Source organism: Allomuricauda sp. d1, from assembly GCF_039592695.1.
Classification (GTDB): domain Bacteria; phylum Bacteroidota; class Bacteroidia; order Flavobacteriales; family Flavobacteriaceae; genus Flagellimonas_A.
In genome coordinates this window covers 1-18,661 of record NZ_JBBUTK010000002.1, presented here as the reverse complement: position 1 = coordinate 18,661, position 18,661 = coordinate 1, and the positions used below count along the sequence as shown (strand labels likewise).

20 protein-coding genes and 1 tRNA gene are annotated in these 18,661 nt (G+C 39.6%); 6 read left to right on the top strand and 15 right to left on the bottom strand.

Annotated elements, in window-relative coordinates:
- Positions 1 to 22: 22 nt before the first annotated feature.
- From AAAH86_RS07110 to AAAH86_RS07100, 3 genes are all read left to right on the top strand, one after another.
- The gene (locus AAAH86_RS07110) at positions 23 to 973 is read left to right on the top strand and encodes a type IX secretion system membrane protein PorP/SprF (RefSeq protein WP_343486870.1); all 951 of its coding nucleotides are present in this window, start codon (positions 23 to 25) and stop codon (positions 971 to 973) included.
- A 44-nt stretch (positions 974 to 1,017) separates the two neighbouring features.
- Positions 1,018 to 1,374: a dihydroneopterin aldolase gene (folB, locus tag AAAH86_RS07105; protein ID WP_343486869.1), complete on the top strand. Its 357-nt coding sequence runs from the start codon at positions 1,018 to 1,020 to the stop codon at positions 1,372 to 1,374.
- A 49-nt stretch (positions 1,375 to 1,423) separates the two neighbouring features.
- Positions 1,424 to 1,494: transfer RNA gene (locus AAAH86_RS07100), tRNA-Cys, on the top strand.
- A 34-nt stretch (positions 1,495 to 1,528) separates the two neighbouring features.
- On the opposite strand, the gene AAAH86_RS07095 is transcribed toward AAAH86_RS07100, so the two are convergent.
- Genes AAAH86_RS07095 through rnr form a run of 3 tightly spaced genes read right to left on the bottom strand, consistent with a single transcriptional unit; the run spans position 1,529 to position 5,116 of the window.
- Positions 1,529 to 2,188 (bottom strand): LysE family transporter, encoded by a 660-nt coding sequence (locus tag AAAH86_RS07095; protein WP_343486868.1) that lies wholly within the window; start codon positions 2,186 to 2,188, stop codon positions 1,529 to 1,531.
- Between the two features lie 5 nt (positions 2,189 to 2,193).
- Positions 2,194 to 2,877 carry a head GIN domain-containing protein gene (locus tag AAAH86_RS07090; protein WP_343486867.1) on the bottom strand — a complete coding sequence of 228 codons (684 nt, stop codon included), beginning with the start codon at positions 2,875 to 2,877 and terminating at the stop codon, positions 2,194 to 2,196.
- Positions 2,878 to 2,926: 49 nt separating this feature from the next.
- Entirely contained in the window at positions 2,927 to 5,116 is a 2,190-nt protein-coding gene (gene rnr, locus AAAH86_RS07085) for a ribonuclease R (protein ID WP_343486866.1), read from the bottom strand.
- A gap of 630 nt (positions 5,117 to 5,746) precedes the next feature.
- Here rnr and rpiB point away from each other — a divergent pair.
- From rpiB to AAAH86_RS07070, 3 genes are read left to right on the top strand one after another with little or no spacing between them, the layout of a single operon-like run.
- Positions 5,747 to 6,178 (top strand): ribose 5-phosphate isomerase B, encoded by a 432-nt coding sequence (rpiB, locus tag AAAH86_RS07080; protein WP_343486865.1) that lies wholly within the window; start codon positions 5,747 to 5,749, stop codon positions 6,176 to 6,178.
- A 4-nt stretch (positions 6,179 to 6,182) separates the two neighbouring features.
- Complete coding sequence (locus AAAH86_RS07075) at positions 6,183 to 7,094, top strand: cation diffusion facilitator family transporter (RefSeq protein WP_343486864.1); 912 nt, start codon at positions 6,183 to 6,185, stop codon at positions 7,092 to 7,094.
- Positions 7,094 to 7,543: a GNAT family N-acetyltransferase gene (locus AAAH86_RS07070; RefSeq protein ID WP_343486863.1), complete on the top strand. Its 450-nt coding sequence runs from the start codon at positions 7,094 to 7,096 to the stop codon at positions 7,541 to 7,543. Before AAAH86_RS07075 ends, AAAH86_RS07070 begins: the two co-directional genes overlap by 1 nt.
- On the opposite strand, the gene AAAH86_RS07065 is transcribed toward AAAH86_RS07070, so the two are convergent.
- The 12 genes from AAAH86_RS07065 to AAAH86_RS07010 all read right to left on the bottom strand — a co-directional run bounded on the left by AAAH86_RS07065 (position 7,533) and on the right by AAAH86_RS07010 (position 18,460).
- A complete protein-coding gene (locus AAAH86_RS07065; RefSeq protein ID WP_343486862.1) occupies positions 7,533 to 7,907 on the bottom strand; it encodes a hypothetical protein in 375 nt (124 codons plus the stop codon). The two genes, AAAH86_RS07070 and AAAH86_RS07065, sit on opposite strands and share 11 nt — an antisense overlap.
- Before the next feature lie 70 nt (positions 7,908 to 7,977).
- Entirely contained in the window at positions 7,978 to 8,592 is a 615-nt protein-coding gene (locus tag AAAH86_RS07060; RefSeq protein WP_343486861.1) for a hypothetical protein, read from the bottom strand.
- Positions 8,592 to 9,824, bottom strand: a complete 1,233-nt coding sequence (gene dcm, locus AAAH86_RS07055; RefSeq protein WP_343486860.1) for a DNA (cytosine-5-)-methyltransferase — start codon at positions 9,822 to 9,824, stop codon at positions 8,592 to 8,594. The genes AAAH86_RS07060 and dcm overlap by 1 nt, the downstream gene beginning before the upstream one ends.
- A gap of 114 nt (positions 9,825 to 9,938) precedes the next feature.
- Complete coding sequence (locus AAAH86_RS07050; RefSeq protein WP_343486859.1) at positions 9,939 to 10,226, bottom strand: type II toxin-antitoxin system RelE/ParE family toxin; 288 nt, start codon at positions 10,224 to 10,226, stop codon at positions 9,939 to 9,941.
- Positions 10,219 to 10,458, bottom strand: a complete 240-nt coding sequence (locus AAAH86_RS07045; protein ID WP_343486858.1) for a type II toxin-antitoxin system ParD family antitoxin — start codon at positions 10,456 to 10,458, stop codon at positions 10,219 to 10,221. The genes AAAH86_RS07050 and AAAH86_RS07045 overlap by 8 nt, the downstream gene beginning before the upstream one ends.
- Before the next feature lie 214 nt (positions 10,459 to 10,672).
- Positions 10,673 to 11,068, bottom strand: coding sequence for an XRE family transcriptional regulator (locus tag AAAH86_RS07040; protein WP_343486857.1), 396 nt, complete (start codon positions 11,066 to 11,068; stop codon positions 10,673 to 10,675).
- A 374-nt stretch (positions 11,069 to 11,442) separates the two neighbouring features.
- Positions 11,443 to 13,029, bottom strand: a complete 1,587-nt coding sequence (locus tag AAAH86_RS07035; RefSeq protein ID WP_343486856.1) for a kelch repeat-containing protein — start codon at positions 13,027 to 13,029, stop codon at positions 11,443 to 11,445.
- 51 nt (positions 13,030 to 13,080) lie between these two features.
- Positions 13,081 to 14,571 carry a DUF5018 domain-containing protein gene (locus AAAH86_RS07030; protein WP_343486854.1) on the bottom strand — a complete coding sequence of 497 codons (1,491 nt, stop codon included), beginning with the start codon at positions 14,569 to 14,571 and terminating at the stop codon, positions 13,081 to 13,083.
- Positions 14,572 to 15,108: 537 nt separating this feature from the next.
- On the bottom strand, positions 15,109 to 16,029 hold the full coding sequence (locus AAAH86_RS07025) for a hypothetical protein (RefSeq protein WP_343486853.1): 921 nt from the start codon (positions 16,027 to 16,029) through the stop codon (positions 15,109 to 15,111).
- A 133-nt stretch (positions 16,030 to 16,162) separates the two neighbouring features.
- Positions 16,163 to 17,062 carry a Shedu anti-phage system protein SduA domain-containing protein gene (locus tag AAAH86_RS07020; RefSeq protein WP_343486852.1) on the bottom strand — a complete coding sequence of 300 codons (900 nt, stop codon included), beginning with the start codon at positions 17,060 to 17,062 and terminating at the stop codon, positions 16,163 to 16,165.
- 161 nt (positions 17,063 to 17,223) lie between these two features.
- Complete coding sequence (locus AAAH86_RS07015; protein WP_343486851.1) at positions 17,224 to 17,793, bottom strand: hypothetical protein; 570 nt, start codon at positions 17,791 to 17,793, stop codon at positions 17,224 to 17,226.
- Between the two features lie 148 nt (positions 17,794 to 17,941).
- Entirely contained in the window at positions 17,942 to 18,460 is a 519-nt protein-coding gene (locus AAAH86_RS07010; RefSeq protein ID WP_343486850.1) for a hypothetical protein, read from the bottom strand.
- Between the last annotated feature and the right edge of the window lie 201 nt (positions 18,461 to 18,661).

Below are 18,661 nucleotides of genomic sequence, written 5' to 3'. Positions count from 1 at the left end.
ACAAAAACGTAACCTAAACGACATGTTCAAAAAAGCCCAAATCTTTTTATTGGCCCTGTTCGCCTACACCGGTGCCAATGCGCAAGAGCTGACGATACCCCAATTGTCGCAGTACATTGCCGATAATCCCTTTTTGATGTCGCCGACCTATGCGGGTATCGGTGACCATATCAAAGTGCGTTTGAATGGCCTTACCCAATGGGTGGGCATCGAAGATGCGCCCGACACCCAAACACTGGCTGCCGATGCCAGGATTGGTAACCGTTCGGGGCTGGGAATGCTACTCTACAATGATAGTAATGGAGAGACCAAACAACGGGGGGCAAGGGTTTCTTTTGCCCATCACCTGACCTTGAATCGCTATGAGGATGAGTTTCTTTCCTTCGGAATTTCGTATAATTTCAACCAGTTTCGAATCGATATCGAGAATTTCAGGGACAATAACGACCCCAACGTAACGGACGACAGGGCCACGACGAACCATAATTTTGATCTTGGTGCCCTATACCGTTATGGAAAGTTTTATTTCAGCGCCAATGCATCGAATATTTTGAACAAAGACCTTTCTACGTTCAATCCGGTGTTCGAGCCCAACACTTTGAGAAATTACTATCTCTATACGGGGTACAGCTTTATGAAGAAAAGGAACAGCAAACTAGAGCTTGAGCCATCTGTTTTTTTCCAGTGGTTTGAGAGCGACGGCCGTTCGGTAACCGATTTGAATGCCAAGTTTCGTTTTCATGATTTTGAAGATTACTATTATGTGGGCCTGACCTACCGTTTCTTGAACGATCAATTGGGCGAGCCTTTGTACATAGCTCCGATTGCGGGTCTTAAAAAGAGCAATTTCTATTTTGGCTATTCGTATCAGGTCATCACGAATGAAATTTTGGGTTACAGTACGGGCACCCATGTGGTCACTGTTGGAATGGATTTATTCCAGGGCATCAGCAACTGCCGTTGTACCTACTAGAATTCTGCTTTCTTTGACGTAATTTTGCCCATGTTTTAAGACCAATGGGAAAAATAAGACTGAACAACATTCGTGTGCACGCCAACCATGGGTGTTTAAAAGAAGAAGCCATCATCGGTAGTGACTATCGGGTAGACCTCGAAGTGAGTGCCAACCTTTCGGGGCCTGCCGAATCTGACCGCCTTTCTGAAACGGTCGATTACGTTCATCTAAACAGGATTGTCAAAGAAGAAATGTCGATAAAATCAAACCTTTTGGAACATGTTGCAAAGCGTGTTTTGAACAGAATTTTTGATGAAATCAACGATGTGGACAGCGCAGAGGTTTCCGTTTCAAAATTGAATCCACCTATTATGGGCGATGTAGAAAGCGTGTCGGTAATCTTAGAGGCAAAACGCTGAACCATTCTTTGGCAAGCTAAAAAAGTGTGGTACATTTGTAAGCGCAGATGGCATCGTGGCCGAGTGGCTAGGCACAGCTCTGCAAAAGCTTGTACAGCGGTTCGAATCCGCTCGATGCCTCAAAGAACAACCCTGACGAAAATGTCAGGGTTTTTTAGTGGCTTATCCGTTCTATGCCGTCTTGTATGTTGAACCTGTCACTGGGCAAAAAACCCTTGATAATCAGAACCAGACCACAGACCAAAAGCACTAGCCCGAGTATTTTTTTTACCAACCGTATCTTTTCTTTGGTCAATTTTTTCTTCAGCTGTTTGGCCAGTAGAATTTTAAAAAGATCAACAATAAAATATGTGGAAAGCACCGTGGTGAAAAAGGTCAAGATGCGATTGGGATTGTTGTTCAAGCTGGGGCCAACAACAATCAAAACACCAAGCCAGAACACCAGCACCCCGACATTGATAAAATTCAATAAAAACCCTTTTACGATAAGATTGAGAAAGGTGCCCTTTGAAGGCTTTACCCCAGGCTTTTTGACATCTTTTTTGACAAAGATGACAATACCGTAGACCAGCAAAATCATTCCGCCAAAAACATACAGACCAGGTTGGTTACTCAGGTTTTCAAGCAATTGAAAGCTGGTGAAATATGCGATAAGCAAAAAAAGGATGTCGGCCAAGATAACGCCAATGTTCAGACAGACACCTGCCCTGAAACCTTTGGTCGCACTTGTTTCCAACAGCACGAAGAAAACTGGGCCAATCATCATGCTGAGTACAAATCCTAGTGGAATGGCCGCCTGAACATCATCAATCATCACATTTATTCAATTCGTTCGATTTTTCCTCCAAAGACCGTTTTTTCATCCATTTTTTTTGGATTTCCATAGACAAAAACCTTTCCGCCCGCCTTCACGTTGGCTTTTACATAATCAGTGGCATAAATACTGGCCTCACCGCCCGCGTTTACGGTAACCGTTGTAAATTCTGTTTTCAACAGTTTGCCGTCATAGCTTCCGCCGGTGTTGATAATGACATCTTGGTTGTCAGAAGAGCCTGTTGTGGCTATCTCGCCACCTGAAACAGCTTTAATCAACAATTGTTCCGTTTGGCAACTCAACTGTATCTCGCCCCCCTCTTGGGCCTTCAATTCCAACACATCTTGAACAAAAGGCTTTTCTGACGTGATGCGGGCATCTTCATTCACGTCTACAACATTGATTTTTTCAGTGTAGTGCACATCAATAAAAGTGCGGTATCCGCTGAAAATCTTATCAATTTCCATCCGAAGTTTTAATACTCCAGAATTGTTGACTATGGCGACCTTTCGAGTGTTTGCTCCAGTGATCACTGCTTTGTTCTCATCAGACTTGATAAGGTTGATTGAAAGCCCATCAAATGCTTTTATTTCATTGAAATCGGCCAAGTTTTGGGTTATTCTTTCCTCTTGTGCCCCAACAGCACAAAAAATCAAACAAAAAATACCAAAAGAAAGAAGGTGTCTCATGCCATCGTCTCTATTTGACAAATATAAGGTAGGCATTTTCAATACGATGTTATGCTTTTTTGCCTATCAGCGAAAAATCTAAATGGCGCTTTACCAGGTCTGTGTCTTTGACCATCACAACAACTTCGTCGCCCAATTGGTAGACATTGCCAGTTCTTTCACCTACAATTGCGTATTGTCTTTCGTCAAACGTATAATAGTCGTCTTTGATATCACGAATGCGTACCATGCCCTCGCATTTGTTTTCAACAATCTCTACATAGATGCCCCATTCTGTCACTCCGGAGATTACGCCCAAGAATTCTTCATCTTTATGATCTTGCATGAACTTGATTTGCATGTACTTTACAGAATCGCGCTCAGCACTGGCGGCAAGCAGTTCCATATTTGATGCGTGTTTGCATTTTTCATCATATTCGGCTTCGTTCTGTGATTTTCCTCCATCAAGATAATGTTGCAACAATCGGTGCACCATGACATCAGGATATCTTCGAATGGGTGAGGTAAAATGGGTGTAATAATCAAAGGCAAGCCCGTAGTGTCCTATATTGTCCGTGGTATACGCCGCTTTGCTCATGGTGCGTATGGCCAGGGTATCCACTAAATTTTGTTCTTTTTTCCCCTTGACATCTTCCAAAAGTTTGTTTAATGAAGTACTGATCGTTTTTCTATCCTTTAAATTGACACTATGGCCAAACCTTGATATGACCCCGTTCAATGCCATTAACTTTTCTTCATTGGGCTCATCATGGACCCGATATACAAATGTCTTTTTGGGTTTTTGCCGACCTATATATTCCGCCACTTTTTTGTTGGCCAGCAACATGAACTCTTCAATTAACTTGTTGGCAGCTTTTGCTTCTTTAAAATAGACACCAGTTGGGTTGTTTTCTTCATCTAAATTGAATTTTACCTCTATTTTATCAAAAGAAATTGCGCCTGAGCCCATACGTCGTGAACGCATGATTTTTGCCAATTTGTCAAAGGTCAATATCGCCTCTACTACAGCTTCAGAGACTTCATACGCCCCTTTTCGGATGGATATTTCCTTCGGAATCGTATGCTGTTCCGTTTCTATGATATGTTGCGCTTCCTCATAGGCAAAACGTTCGTTCGAGTTGATTGCGGTACGGCCAAACCATTGTTTCTTAAGGTTTGCATTATCATCCATTTCAAAGATGGCAGAAAAGGTATATTTCTCTTCATTGGGCCGCAATGAACAGGCATTATTTGAAAGTACCTCTGGCAGCATCGGAACCACCCTGTCAACCAAATAAACAGATGTGGCCCTTTGGTATGCTTCTTCTTCCAAAATGGTTCTGGGCTGAACATAATGGGAAACATCTGCGATATGTACCCCTATCTCGTAATTGCCATTCTCCAATTTTTGAAACGATAGTGCATCATCAAAATCTTTGGCGTCTTTTGGATCAATGGTGAACGTGAGTATGTCACGCATATCCCTCCGTTTCTTGATTTCTTCTTCTTTGATAGAGGTATCAAGTTGGTTCGCATATTGCTCGACTTCATAAGGAAACTCGTAAGGCAAACCATATTCTGCTAAAATGGAGTGTATCTCTGTGTTGTGCTCGCCTGGCTTGCCCAAGACTTTCACCACTTTTCCGTAGGGTGACTCCGCATCTTTCGGCCATTCGCCCAATTCAACCAAGACCTTGTCTCCGTCCGTGGCTTTTCCTGTTTTTTCAAGAGGGATGAAAATATCGGTGTACATCCTTGGGTCTGTTGGCCTAACAAAAGCAAAGGTTTTGTGTTTTTCAAATATGCCAACGTAAGCCGATTTCTTTCGCTCCAACACCTTGGCCACTTCTCCTTCTGCACGTCTGCCGTTTCGGTTGGGTCTAACATAGATTTCGACCATATCACCGTGAAACGCACCGTTCAATCTTCTTTCTGGTATGAAGATGTCATCTTCCCTATTGTTGACCAAAATATAGGCATTGCCACTTGTGGTCAAATCTACCTGCCCAGTCAAGCTCTTATTTTCTGTGGGCTTGATTTGGTAACTTCCTTTAGAAACCTCAATGATGCGCTTCTTCTCTTTGAGTTGCCCCAACCTTTTTATGAGAAGATTTCTACCTGCAGTATCGTTTATATTGAGTTTGGCCGCTATTTGCCTGTAATTGTATGTTTTAGATGGGTCGCTTTCTAAAACGGTGAAGATGCCTTTGGTTATTTCATTTTTTTTCTGGCTTCGTGCTCTCTTTTTCTTTTTCGACATTCAAAGGAATATTTGCGGCAAATTACAAAGAATAAACATTTGGGGTGATCAAAGAAGCAGCTAGTTTTTATTCACAAACTATTTATTTGTTATTCTTTTTTCTTTTTATAAATATTAAAAATGGTGATGATTATGGTTTGTGAATTTGTTGAACAATTTTTTCATGTTATTCTTGACATGAACAACTTCAAAAATTTGTTGACATTTTTTAAAATACAAAAAAGCTATAAATCAAACTCTTGATATGTTTATCAACCATTATGTAAAAGTAATGTCAACATTATTCTATTGAAAATTTTATGGTTGTACAATGTTAATTTATTGTAATTTAAAGTGGATAATTTGATAGTATTTTCTAAAGGATTTTTTAGAAAACGGAATAATTAATTTGTATTGCACAAATAAAACCAGACAAAGAAATCAAACCATTATGAATTTTCAAGAAGCTTTTAACAAAAGGAAGTGGCGCATAAAAGATTGACTTTTAGATTATTGAACATTTTAATGTTTTATTTTTCAACAGCACACTTTTAAAAGTGTTGTACCTTTGCAGTACACAAAATCAAGGGCCTGAAATGTGCGGAAATTTTTAGTTTCTTCAGTTTCAGCAAACTGTAAAATTTTAAAAAGATGAAAATATCCATTGGAAACGATCACGCAGGAACAGAATATAAGTTAGCCATTGTGGGTTTATTGAAATCCAAGGGTATTGAAGTCATCAACCATGGCACCGATGGCACCGATAGTGTCGACTATCCTGATTTTGTGCATCCGGTAGCCAATGATTTGGAGTCAGGTGCCGTAGATTTTGGCATTGTTGTATGTGGAAGCGGCAACGGAGCGTCAATGACCATCAACAAACACCAAGGAGTAAGAGGCGCACTTTGTTGGAACAAAGAAATCACAGCATTGGCACGAGAACACAATGACGCCAATATTCTGAGCCTTCCGGCCAGGTTCATTGCTCTGCCCCAGGCACTCGATATGGTAGAAACATTCTTGAACACCAAATTTGAGGGCGGCAGGCATGAACGAAGGGTAGAGAAAATACCATGTGTTTGATACCATGGGGCACCACCATAATCATCACCATTACCATGGTGTCACAAAAGGCAAGAAATTAGGTATAGCAATACTCTTAAATGTATTGATTACCGTTGCCCAGGTGATTGGTGGATTCATATCAGGAAGTCTTTCCCTGCTTTCAGATGCACTTCACAACTTTAGTGATGTCATATCGTTGATTATCAGCTACCTTGCCAGTCGACTTACCAAAAAAAAAGCTACAGCCAATAAGACATTTGGATATAAGAGGTCGGAAATAATGGCTGCATTTATAAACTCTGCGACCTTGATTGTTGTTGCCGTGTTTTTAATCGTTGAGGCTATTAAACGCTTTTTTGACCCTCAGACAATTGATTCGAATTTGGTGATTTGGCTTTCTGTTTTGGCCATCATGGCAAACGGTTTCAGTGTCTTTTTGATTCAAAAAGAGGCACACACCAACATGAACATGAAATCAGCGTACCTACACTTGTTGACCGACATGATGGCCTCTATTGCTGTTTTTGTAGGGGGGCTGCTCATGAAGTATTTTCAAATTTTCTGGATTGATTCGTTGCTGACCCTGCTCATTGCACTGTACCTTATTTATATGGGCTATGATTTGTTGAAAGAATCGACAAAGGTGCTTATGCTTTTTGCACCAAAATCTATTATCGTTAAAGACATCGTCACTGAAATTTGCAAAATAGAGGAAGTAAAAAACGTACACCACGTACATATTTGGCAATTGAATGAAGAAGAAACACATCTTGAGGCCCATATCGATTTTACAGAAGACATCAAACTTTCAGAGTTTGACAGAATTTTAAGCATTATCGAAGAAAAAGCGTATCATGACTTTGGCATCAACCACGTCAACATTCAGCCAGAGTTTGGCAAATGTGATGATAAAAACATCATTGTTCAAGATTAATGGAAATAACGATCAAAACCTTTGACGAACTTACCAAAGAAGAGCTCTACCGGGCCCTGGCGTTGCGCAACGAAGTCTTTATTGTTGAACAAGAATGTGCGTATCAAGATGTGGATAGAAAAGATATGAGGGCGTATCATGTTTTTGGTAAAGAAAAGAACAGATTGGTTGCCTATGCCAGGGTGTTCAAAAAAGGTGACTATTTTGAAAATGCCAGTATTGGCAGGGTTTTGGTAAAAAAAGAGTATCGCGGAAAAGCCTTGGCATCGGCTTTGATGAAAAGTGCGATAAGCTACATCACGACCGAAATGCAGGAAGACACGATTGCGCTTTCCGCACAATGCTACCTGACCAAATTTTATAATGATTTGGGCTTTGTCAGTAAGGGTGCAGAATATTTAGAAGATGGAATACCACACATTAAAATGGTGTACCGAACTAAATCTTGATGGGCTCTTTGTTGCTCAGATTGATATCCTCAAGCATGGTGTCTGTAAAGCGGTAATGGCCCCTTGTGGTGATAATTCTAAACCGGTTTGAGTTCATACGGCTCAGGGTATCCAAAAACAACCACTTTGTTTTCAATAACCTTGGTTTTTCTGACTTTAAGCTGATATCAAAAAAGTATTTTCGGCCGTTTTTTACTGCAACGATATCGGGCGTGATTTTAGAATCACTTCCTTTTCGCACATACGATTTTGGGGTTTCATAGCCATCTAGATCGGCTTTGATATTTTCAAATCCGATGGCCTCAAGATGGTTGATCGATTTCTCTAAAAATGCTGTGTTTTCTTCTTTGTCCTTTTTTACCATAACCTATAAAATAAGAAAAAATGGAAGAAATCAAAATCTGCAAAACTGATTAACAACGACTTAACAGAAATCAGACAAAACGTTTGGCAATTTGGTTTTCAATGAGCCAATCGAGTTTTAGAACAAGGTTCAAAGGTTGCTCCGCTTTATTTGATTTGGAATGGAACAGATAGCCTTCCCTCTTTTCATCGAGTTGTTCAATGGCAATCTTACCGTGGCTTTCATTGAGGGTTGTCAGCTGATTTAAAAGCAGGTTGTGGGTTAGACCCCTATCATTTAGAAAATCAATCAATTTTTCTCGATTGACAAAGGTAATCTTACAATAGGCATGATGATGTGGTTCGTCAGTGAATATGCCCGTTATCAAAGCATAGAAATCCGTCTCTTTGGTCGTATCAAAAAGCCATCCTTCCTTTAGCCGACCCTCTTTTTTATACGAGATTTCGAAGGCAAAAGTGGGCAAATCTTCATTCAGATAATCCAATTGGGCTTTCTCGTCAATGTTAAAAACCTTTTTCGTTTCCCTATCTGTAAACCGAACATCAATGCCCTGTAATTGTGATTTTTTGTCGACGACCCTCTCAAAGGTGTAATGTTTCAAATGAGCGGCGTAATATCCATCCAAAAGCAAAGAAAGGCGCTGTTCTTTTTTCAAATCTGAACGGAACGAGCTTTTTAACCCCATCAGTCGACCGTGTGTATTTTCTCTGCCAAAGCCGCACCGATTTTCTCGACCACGCCCACCACCAGTGCATTGCCCATAAAAAAAGCCCTTTTAGTGTTGGTGATGCCGTCCAATTTGGTATGGTCGTCAGGAAACATGTTCAAGCGTTCCAACTCAACAGGGGTCAGTCTTCTCAAGCCTTTTTCGGTTTGTACCACATGCTTAAATCGAGAGGGCGATTTACCCCCTTCACCGGTAATAATGGTGCGTGAAGGTTTGTTCAGGGCATCGGGAAACACCATGCTGCCCTCAGAATAATTATAGGAATATCCAGTTTTGCTGGTGCGCAGCTCTTTTTTGGCGCCTTTGAGATATGCCCATTTCGAGAGTTCCTCTTTTGGGATAAAAAAATCTTCGGTGACCTCGCCATTTTGCAAAATATCGGCAAGAGATGTTGTTGTACCGCTGAAATCGGGTGTGGTTTTCATTGTGAACACTTTGCCATCAACACAAAGCCCAGTGTTCAAAAAAGGAGAAGAGGGCATGCCAAGGTTGAATTTTTTTGAAAGGGAGACCAAATCGTGCTTCAATTCAAAAAGTTCAGGTGATTCTGATGGGGTTTCCACAGGAAAAGCTTTTGCAATACAGCCCTTGTCCATCAACCAATCGCTTTCTGAGGTGGTTTTTAGCGATTCGTAAAGGGCCGTAGATTTGTGATAGCCCAAAAAGAAAACCCGTCTTCGGCGTTGCGGCATACCGTAATCGGCCGCATTGATGACCCGCCATTCAACGGCATAGCCCAAATCGGAAAGACTTTTCAGCATCACAGCAAAATCGCGCCCTCTTTGCGTTGCGGGGGATTTTAAAAGCCGGTCGACGTTCTCAAAAAACAGATATTTGGGCTTGTTCTTTTTTTCTTCCAGAATTCGGTGGATGCTCCACCACAGCACGCCTTTCTTGCCGATAAGCCCTTTTGAGTTTTTTAGGGTGGTGGCAACCGAATAGTCTTGGCAGGGAAAGCCTCCCACTAAAATGTCGTGATCAGGAATCTCGTTTGTAGCAATGGTTTCGATGTCAAGATTGCTATGATTTTGACCCCCGAAGCGCGCTTCGTACACCCATGAGGCATGCTGGGCCCTGGTCGAGGGCTCCCACTGGTTGCTCCAAACCACTTGATAATGGTCTGTGTTTTCAAGGCCGAGACGAAACCCGCCGACCCCGGCAAAAAGCTCGCAGACGTTTAGTTTTGACATGGGGCAAAAATAGGGAGAAAATAAAATTGGCGGTAACGATCTTGTGGGCGGCTTATATACACCCGCAATTAATTATACACCGTGTTGGCAACAGTATTTTTATTTCCGTTAAGATTAGAGAACATTGTCCAAGTCCTGTCTCCCGATTATGGCCATAATCTCAACAAATTCCCCATTTATTCTGTAGAAGATGCTGTCCACTCCACAAACACAGCGTCTGTAGTCATTTTTTATATAATCAACAGATTCAAATGAATATGGGCGTTGGGCTATCATGTCGAAATGTTCAAAAAAGGTTTCAAAATATTTGTCCGCTTGGGTAAGTCCGAATTTTGCTATTCCGTATTGGTGAATCCGAATCAAGTCTTTTTTAGCTTCGTTGCTCAGTCTGTAATCAGCCATTGAGCAGTGCTTTGGACTGTTTTAAAACATCGTCCTTTCCGTCGTTGGTAAATCCACTCTTTTCGGCTTTTTCCAATTTTGCCCTGATCCAGTCAATTTTCGCTTGCTGTTTTCTTGCCTGTCGCACAAGGTCATTGACCAATTCACTTTTACTGGAATACTCTTGATTGTCCACTTGGGATTTCAACCACTCATCATTGGGTTTCGTGAAAGAAATGCTCTGTCTGGCCATTGTACAATGTTTTGGTGTAAAAATACACCAAAACAGAATCAATTCCAAATTTCAATATTGTGCCATATTGGTCTCGGCTATGATTTCGTTGCGTGGGTTAGCACTTAACTTTGCAAGTACACACCAAACTGAAAATCCGCGAGGATTTTCAGAAGTAGGCGAGAACAAGCGATTACTTATAGCCATTGTTGTAGCAAGTGCTTTTTACATTTGGCTAGGCGGTTTGCAATAAATTTATTCCACTCAATTCCTGTCCGATTTGGTGAATTCCGCTCAGAATTTTTTCGGTCTGTTTCGCAGACGGTTTTTTGTGTCCTTGCACATATTGGGACAGCAATGTTGCGTTCATCCCAATTTTTTCGGCAAGAAACTTTGCGTTTAGAACTTTGTAATATTTGAAGAACTGCTTAAAATCAATTTCAAATTTTATGTCGTTCGGCTCGACTTTTACCTTTTCTTCCTCAAAGTAAAATTCGGTCGCCTCATACGCATTGTTTATCAATTCGGGAATGGACTTTCCAGTTGTAAAGATTGGATAGTCTTCCGAAAATGCGGAAAATCCAGTATCGGTTTTCTCAACGGTCAAATTTATTTTTTTCTTTCTTGCCATAACTTATCTTTTAATTCCAGCGTCCTTGAGTATTTTCTTTTCCAACCCTCTACCCATTTCCTGACTCCCGTGGTTCGGGAAGATGATAGTTCCCTTTTTAGTTTCGTGTCGCATTTTTACGTGCGAGCCTTTTTGTGAAACAGGATACCAACCGTCTTTTGTCAGAATTCGATAAAGTTGGGAACATTTCATTCAGTTTTGTTTTCAATCCAAAACCAAAGGTAAACAATAATTTACTTTTAGGAAAGCAAAAAATGTTCCGAAAGTTGGTTTTTCGGGCCGGAGACATCGGTCATGTGTATGATTGGTTGCGGACTTTTCCAACGGAAAATGTCCGCCCGCAATTAATTATACACCGTGTTGTAAACAGTTTTTTAATCGAAAAACCAAACGTCGTTTACAAGACTGCCCATCCAACCGCCCACTATCCATAGTTTATCGTCAAACACTGAATTGGCTTGTTCTGCCCTACGGCTAAATTCTACTATTTCCGTTTCCTGCTTCCAAATAATACCATCTTTGCTGGACCATATATCGTTACCTATGACCCCAGCAATAACCCACATCCTATTTTTGTACACAACCGAAGAATGTCCGCGTCTTGGTTGAAAATCTGCATTTATGGTCTCCAATGACCAATTCGCTCCATCAGAACTAGACCAAACATCATTTAAATCGCCATTAACTATATCAAAACCTCCAATTACCCACATTTTGTCATGAAATACAACATTTGTATGGAAACCTCTTGGTGCGAAGGCTGCATCACCGGTCTCTAAATTCCAAGTTATTCCGTCCGAACTAGACCATATATCATTCAAATAATTCGATGATACATCCCTTCCTCCAATTATCCATATTCTATTGTTAAAAATCACACTGGTATGCCCAATTCGCTCAGAAAATGCTGCGTTTTCAATATTTTGAGTCCAGTTCTTACCATCAGGAGAAGACCATACATCATTTAACCTTGAATTTATTCCGCCACCTCCTATTACCCAAATTTTGTTATCAAAGACAATAGTGGTATGGTCGGCTCTCGGGGTAAAGGACTCTGCTGAATTATTTGGCACTTCTTCAGTCCAAGTTACACCATCGGTACTCGACCAAACGTCATTCAACAACCCACCGTTTACGGCTCCATTTGATGCATGAAAACCACCTATGACCCATAGCTTCCCATTGAATTCAATTAAACCATGTTCCGTGCGAGTGGAAAATTGGGCCTCCCTTGTCACTAATGTTTCACGAAACAATCTTGTTGTAAAAGAAAATACTTCACTTGAAGTACTATTGCCCTGATTGTCTAGCGCAATTACCTGCCAAAAATACGTAGTACTATGGTCTAGATTTTCAGATATTTCGAATGTTGTTTGTTGTATGTCATTCGCGATTATTGTTGAGGGATTTTCATTGCCCACATCCAATAATAAATCGTAAGTAATCGTATCTCCATCTGGATCAATCGCATTGTCCCAGATTAATGTTGGATTTAAGACAACATTCATTTCACTATTAGGGACTTCTAGTAAATTGAAATCCTCAGGTGGTTGATTTTCTCTTGTAGTAAATGAAAACACTTCGCTGTTCGTAGTACCCCCATTTCCGTCTGATGCAATCACTTGCCACGAATACGTTGTATTAATTTCTAAACTGTTATTAACAGTGAAATCCGTGGTTTGTAAGCTGGAAGCCAAGACATTGTTTGGAGTTCCATTACCAACCTCTAATAAAAAGCTATATGTGACAGAATCCCCCTCGGGATCTGTTGCTCTCCCCCAAGAAAATTGTGGGTTAAGTGAAACATCTAATGCGTTGTTTCTTATTTCTAATAACACAAAATTATCTGGAGGGTTATTTGAAGAACCATTGTTTGATGAATCATCACTTCGAGAGCAAGAAATGATAAGAAGAAAAATACACAAGGATTTTATTCTGATTGCATTCTTAGAAAATGTCATTCGTTCTGGTCGGTTTGTGAGGTTTATACTAAGATGCTGAACATAAGAATTTTAATCAATATTGATTGTAATTTGATCTCCCAATCTCCTTTCTGGAGTCATAAAAATTACGTCTCTGGTGACTGCATCGAAAGGGAAAAACGCAGAACGCGAGAAAGAACCTTCCATCAGTAAGCGGTATTCTGTCCTCTCCGGATTAAGTTCTACATCAATATTTCCTTGGGGATTGAATAAGAAGAATGAGCCATTTGAAGGAACCCCAATAAAATCGGTCAAATTTTCACCGGTGACGATAAGGGTATCCCCTTCACGGTAGGAATCTTGGTTGACTGAAATAATTTCAGGCGAATTTTCTGCCAAAACATCAATGAAAAAATCGGATTCTATTAATATATCACTGTTTTTATACACTATCCTATAATTTGTGCTCGTACTTGCGCTTTTAGGTATTTTGGTTGTGACTCGGTTTGTAATAATCCTCTGATTTTCAAAAGAAGCGGTTTCAAGAATTGGCAAGTCTACTCTCATAGAACCGTCATCGAGAAATAATTCCACTTCAGGTTCCAATGGATCTAGAAAGTCTAAATCAATGAACATTTCCGCTCTGGTAAATAACAGTTGGGCTCCAAACCTTGGACCGACCAAAGTGAATGCATTTATCTTATATGCTTGGTTGATTGCAACAGTGTATTGCGTACTGACTCCATTTTCGGCGGTCACTGTGTAAGTCACTGGAACAGAAAAATCAACTGTTTCCCCTGAGGCTGGGGCTATCGTTGCATTTTCAGAAATTTCAATTTCTGGAACTAATGCAGAAATGTTAAAAGACCCAGTTTCAAATGCAATTTCGTTTATGTCTTGATCTATTCGAGCCTCAATAGGTTCGCCGTTTATGGTAACTATAAAACTAATAATTTCATTACCAGTACTAAAGGGTCTGTTGCTTACATTAATTTCATATCTTCTTTCTTCACCGTTCTCAGCTGTAACTGTATAAAAAACACTTTCACTAAAGTCCTGTGAAATTCCAGAGTTCGGCGCTATGCTTGCGCCTTCGGAGATTTCTACAGTCGGAGCAAGAGTAGATACATCTGCCCCGACTAAATCAAATCTAACCGTATTGTTTTCTTGATCGATTTCCCCATTAACCGTTTCTCCATTTACGTTAAATTGAAAAAGGGTAATAAAATTTTCACTACTACGAATAGTATTATTCACAATGACAACATATTCCCTTTCTATTCCATTTTCTGCAGTTACCGTATATCTAACTGATTCATTGAAGTTTCTGGAAGAATTGAGAGAGGGATTAATTGTAGCTCCTTCTGAGATGGTTATGGTTGGTGTCAAAGATGTCAGATTAGCATCAATCACATTAAATACGATAGAATTATTTGACTGATTTATCTGGCCATTTACCAATTCTCCATTAATGGTAAGTTGGAAAAGAGTAATAGAATTTCCTGTACGCAACGGTTGATCTGATGAAGAGGAACAAGCTATCAAAAAGACAGACAAAAAGAATAGTACAATTTTTTTCATAAATAGATTTGTGGTTATAGTTTGATTTTTATGTTTCGTTACTTTTTGAAAATTGTTTACAACGCCGCGCTATGTGAAGTCCGGCGGATTTTATGGAAATATAGCAAAATCCTTTCAACAATGCCGCTGGGATTGGGCATCGGGTTTACCCTGCGGCATTGTTCGCCAAGGAGTCCGCACCAGCGGACGTTTCCTTGTGGATTTTGCGGTATTGGGAATAAAATCAGTCGACCAGATTGCATATAGCGTCCCGATATGTCGAGTAGTTGAGCCGTTGCGGCGATATTGTCAAGAATGTCCCTTATCCTGCGGTCTTTGCAATCTGGCATAGCGCGGCGATGATGTCGACTCGCTTTTGGTGCGGTGACTGCGCCAGCAGTGCAGCAAAAGTACGCCGCAGGCGTATTCGACATCATCGGTCTCGGCTATGATTTCGGCTTGGCAAATCCGTCAGGATTTTCCAAGTTCGGAATCCAGCCGTTTTTTAAAGTTATGGTTTTCGTTTTGTGCAAAGGGAAAGCTGAATTATAGCCATTGTTACCTGCTGGCTTTTTTTCTTCTTACCAATACTTGTTTAAAATATTCATTCAAAAGTCCATTTCCATTATATATCTCCCGAACTTTGGATTCAGATTCTTCACAAGCATTTTGATATTCCGTTTGATTTATTTCAGTTGGTTCTTGTGAACCTAAATATACCATTTTGTAAATCGGATTATTTGGTTCTAATTCCGACGCTTTTTTAAGCATTTCACGTCCTTTTTTATCCAATTCCTCATAGTCACCAAATTCATAAGGAAATATTGAAACTGCATAACCTGTAATAAAGTTAAATTCAGCCAAGTCCGAATATTTTTTCAGTCCACTATTCAATTCCGTTTCTAATTCAGTCCGTAAGTCAATATCCTTTGTAAATTTTCCATTTACATCTTCTAGCATTGACCACAAAAAGAAAAAATAAAATTTCCAAGTTTCAAAATCCGCTTTGTTTTCCGAAATCAGTTTTTGATATTCAGAAAATGCCTGATTGTACTTTTCGGCACTTTCCAGTTCAAAAATTTCGTATAGAATTTTGTGCATTTCGATTTTATAGCTTGCAGGTAACGCCGCGCTATGTGAAGTCCGGCGGATTTTATGGAAATATAGCAAAATCCTTTCAACAATGCCGCTGGGATTGGGCATCGGGTTTACCCTGCGGCATTGTTCGCCAAGGAGTCCGCACCAGCGGACGTTTCCTTGTGGATTTTGCGGTATTGGGAATAAAATCAGTCGACCAGATTGCATATAGCGTCCCGATATGTCGAGTAGTTGAGCCGTTGCGGCGATATTGTCAAGAATGTCCCTTATCCTGCGGTCTTTGCAATCTGGCATAGCGCGGCGATGATGTCGACTCGCTTTTGGTGCGGTGACTGCGCCAGCAGTGCAGCAAAAGTACGCCGCAGGCGTATTCGACATCATCGTCTCCGGCTATGAGTAGTTGCGTAGGTTCGCACTTAACTTTACAATTACACACTACGCTGAATATCCGTGAGTATTTTCAGAAGTAGGCGAGAACCAGCAATTACTTATAGCCATTGTTGTACACTGGCTTTTAAATGTCCAAATCTCCAAAATTAGTAATTGTAATACCTGGACTATTAATATTTATATCAATTATTTCTTTAACTGTTTTGTTGTCGAGTTCACTGATTTCATTTATTAATTTCTTTTTTTCATCCTCTGTAAAATATTCAGATTCATTTATTACGACTTCCTTGTCAATTATATTATGAAATTCGGACCATTCATCAATTTTGTAACTTCTGAAAGGTGTACATCCAATAGCCTTAAATTTATTTGATTTCACATCTTTTTTTACAGTAAAGAATGGTTGGTTAAATCGTAGTTCATTAATCATTCTGCTATATGTACAATGTTTGAGATTAGATTCATTAAAGTACTCTTGCAAAAGATTATTATACCTTTCTCCTAATTTCGTTATTTCATCAGAAAATCCATAAACAAGAATATGATTGTAGTGAATTTTCTTTTCAGGTGTATTGTTGAAATTGTCCTTAAATAGGGTTCGAAGTAATTCAGCACAATAATTTTGTACTTCATTTTTTGAAAAAGAACTCCACTGCTTTAATTGGTTATATGCTTGCATAAAATCAGAAGAAGGACATTGTTCAGTAGCTTTAAAAACTTTTTTTGAAGGGTCTTCTAACTCAATGAAGTTAAAGTATAGATTTAGAGAGTTTCTTGAAACAATTAAAAAATCTGGTGCTCTATCGCCATCAGCACTTTTTAATTGTGGTTGAGAAATAACAACATTACCTAAAAATGCATAATTCGCATCAATACCACCCAAAGCAGATAAAATACAAAATGGATTTTTTTCGATAAATTCTTGAACAGCTTTTTCATCTCTACTAGACGATTTTTTTCGAAGTTCAATAAGCTCTTTAAATTCCTTTTTTACATTTTTGAAATGCGTTCCATATTCTATCATTTCGTTCAGTTTTTAGCTTGTGTACAACGGTCTTGTGTATGATTATTTGCGGACTTTTCCAACGGAATATGTCCGCCCGTACCGAAGATAATTGATTGCAGGAATTTCCATGTGGAAATTCCGCCCGCAATTAATTATACACCTTGTTAGCAAATGTTATTTTAATTTATCATTCTTTTCAAATCGTCCTTGGCTTTTTCCGCTTCACGATTAAAGAAAAACATTGTCATGGCGTATAAGAACAATAGTAGGATGAGAGCTGTCCAGTCAAATCCTCCAGAATTGTAGATTTGTTGTAATTCCTTATTGTTTTTTAATTCTTGTCTCAAATCTGGGTCCTGATAAATCTTTTCAATAATTTCCTTGGATTCAGACTTGGAATTAAAAGAAATTATAACCATTCCAAGTGCAAAAATGCTCATGAAAATAAAAAGTCCTGCCACAACCTTTTGTAATCTGATTTTTAAACTTACAGTTAAACCATTCCCCTTTTCTTTTAGTTTTCCATAAACAATTGGAATAAAAGAATTACGTCCACTTTTTAAAATTCGGCGTATTCTGAATTCAGAATAGCTCTTATCAATTATACCCTCGTAATCCTGATTTGAACTTTTATTAATTATAAAGCCAAGTGTTTCGTTGGGCTCAATATTATTTTCCAAAAGCCTTAGTATTTCCTCTTTGGTTTTACTGGTTTGGATTTCTATGTTCTCGAAAGGAAGATAATTCATTAATATTTGCTAACGGGCTCGGCTATGATTTCGTTGCGGACTTTCCCAACGGGAAATGTCCGTATGAAATCCTGCCGTTTTGTTTGTTTTGAGGTTTCAAGTTAGCTAGAATCTAGCAATGAATTATAGCCATTGTTAGGCAACGTATTTATTTTGGATTTGGTCGGCCGATATACGAGTAAACGATAAAGTCCGATTTTGGGTCTAGAAAACGGAAAAATTTTAGTTTTACGAGAGGCAGTTCAAAGTCCTTCTCGTCATATACTTCGAGTAAGGTTCTTGCAAAAATAGAGCGGTCCATTTCCTGTCCATTTTGAACTAATTCCGAAATCTTTTGATTAAAGATGAAATCCTTTGAATTATCCGGGTTCAGGTAATTTTTTGCAATCAAACTACTTTCGATGGAGGGCATAATTTTACTGATTCCGTTTCCCAGTCCTTCAAGAGATTCTTTTAGGTCATAGGCAATTGAAAGTTCGGGCTTTTCCTCTGTGGATATTTGTTTTAATAGTCCAGCATAGCTTTGGTAAGTCCCATCTGGAATTATTCCCTTTGAGATTAGTTCTTGTTGGTAGTCTGAAAGAATGTTTTTTAGTCCGTTGTGGTAATCTGGATTTTTATTCTGGAGTAATTTGTCGATTTCTACTCCGTACTGATTTGAGGTCACTTGGCAAATTGTTTTTGAAGTCAACATAAGAAAACATATTCCCAAAAAAACCACTGTTCGATTCATATGTTGCCTAACGCCGCGCTATGTGAAGTCCGGCGGATTTTATGGAAATATAGCAAAATCCTTTCAACAATGCCGCTGGGATTGGGCATCGGGTTTACCCTGCGGCATTGTTCGCCAAGGAGTCCGCACCAGCGG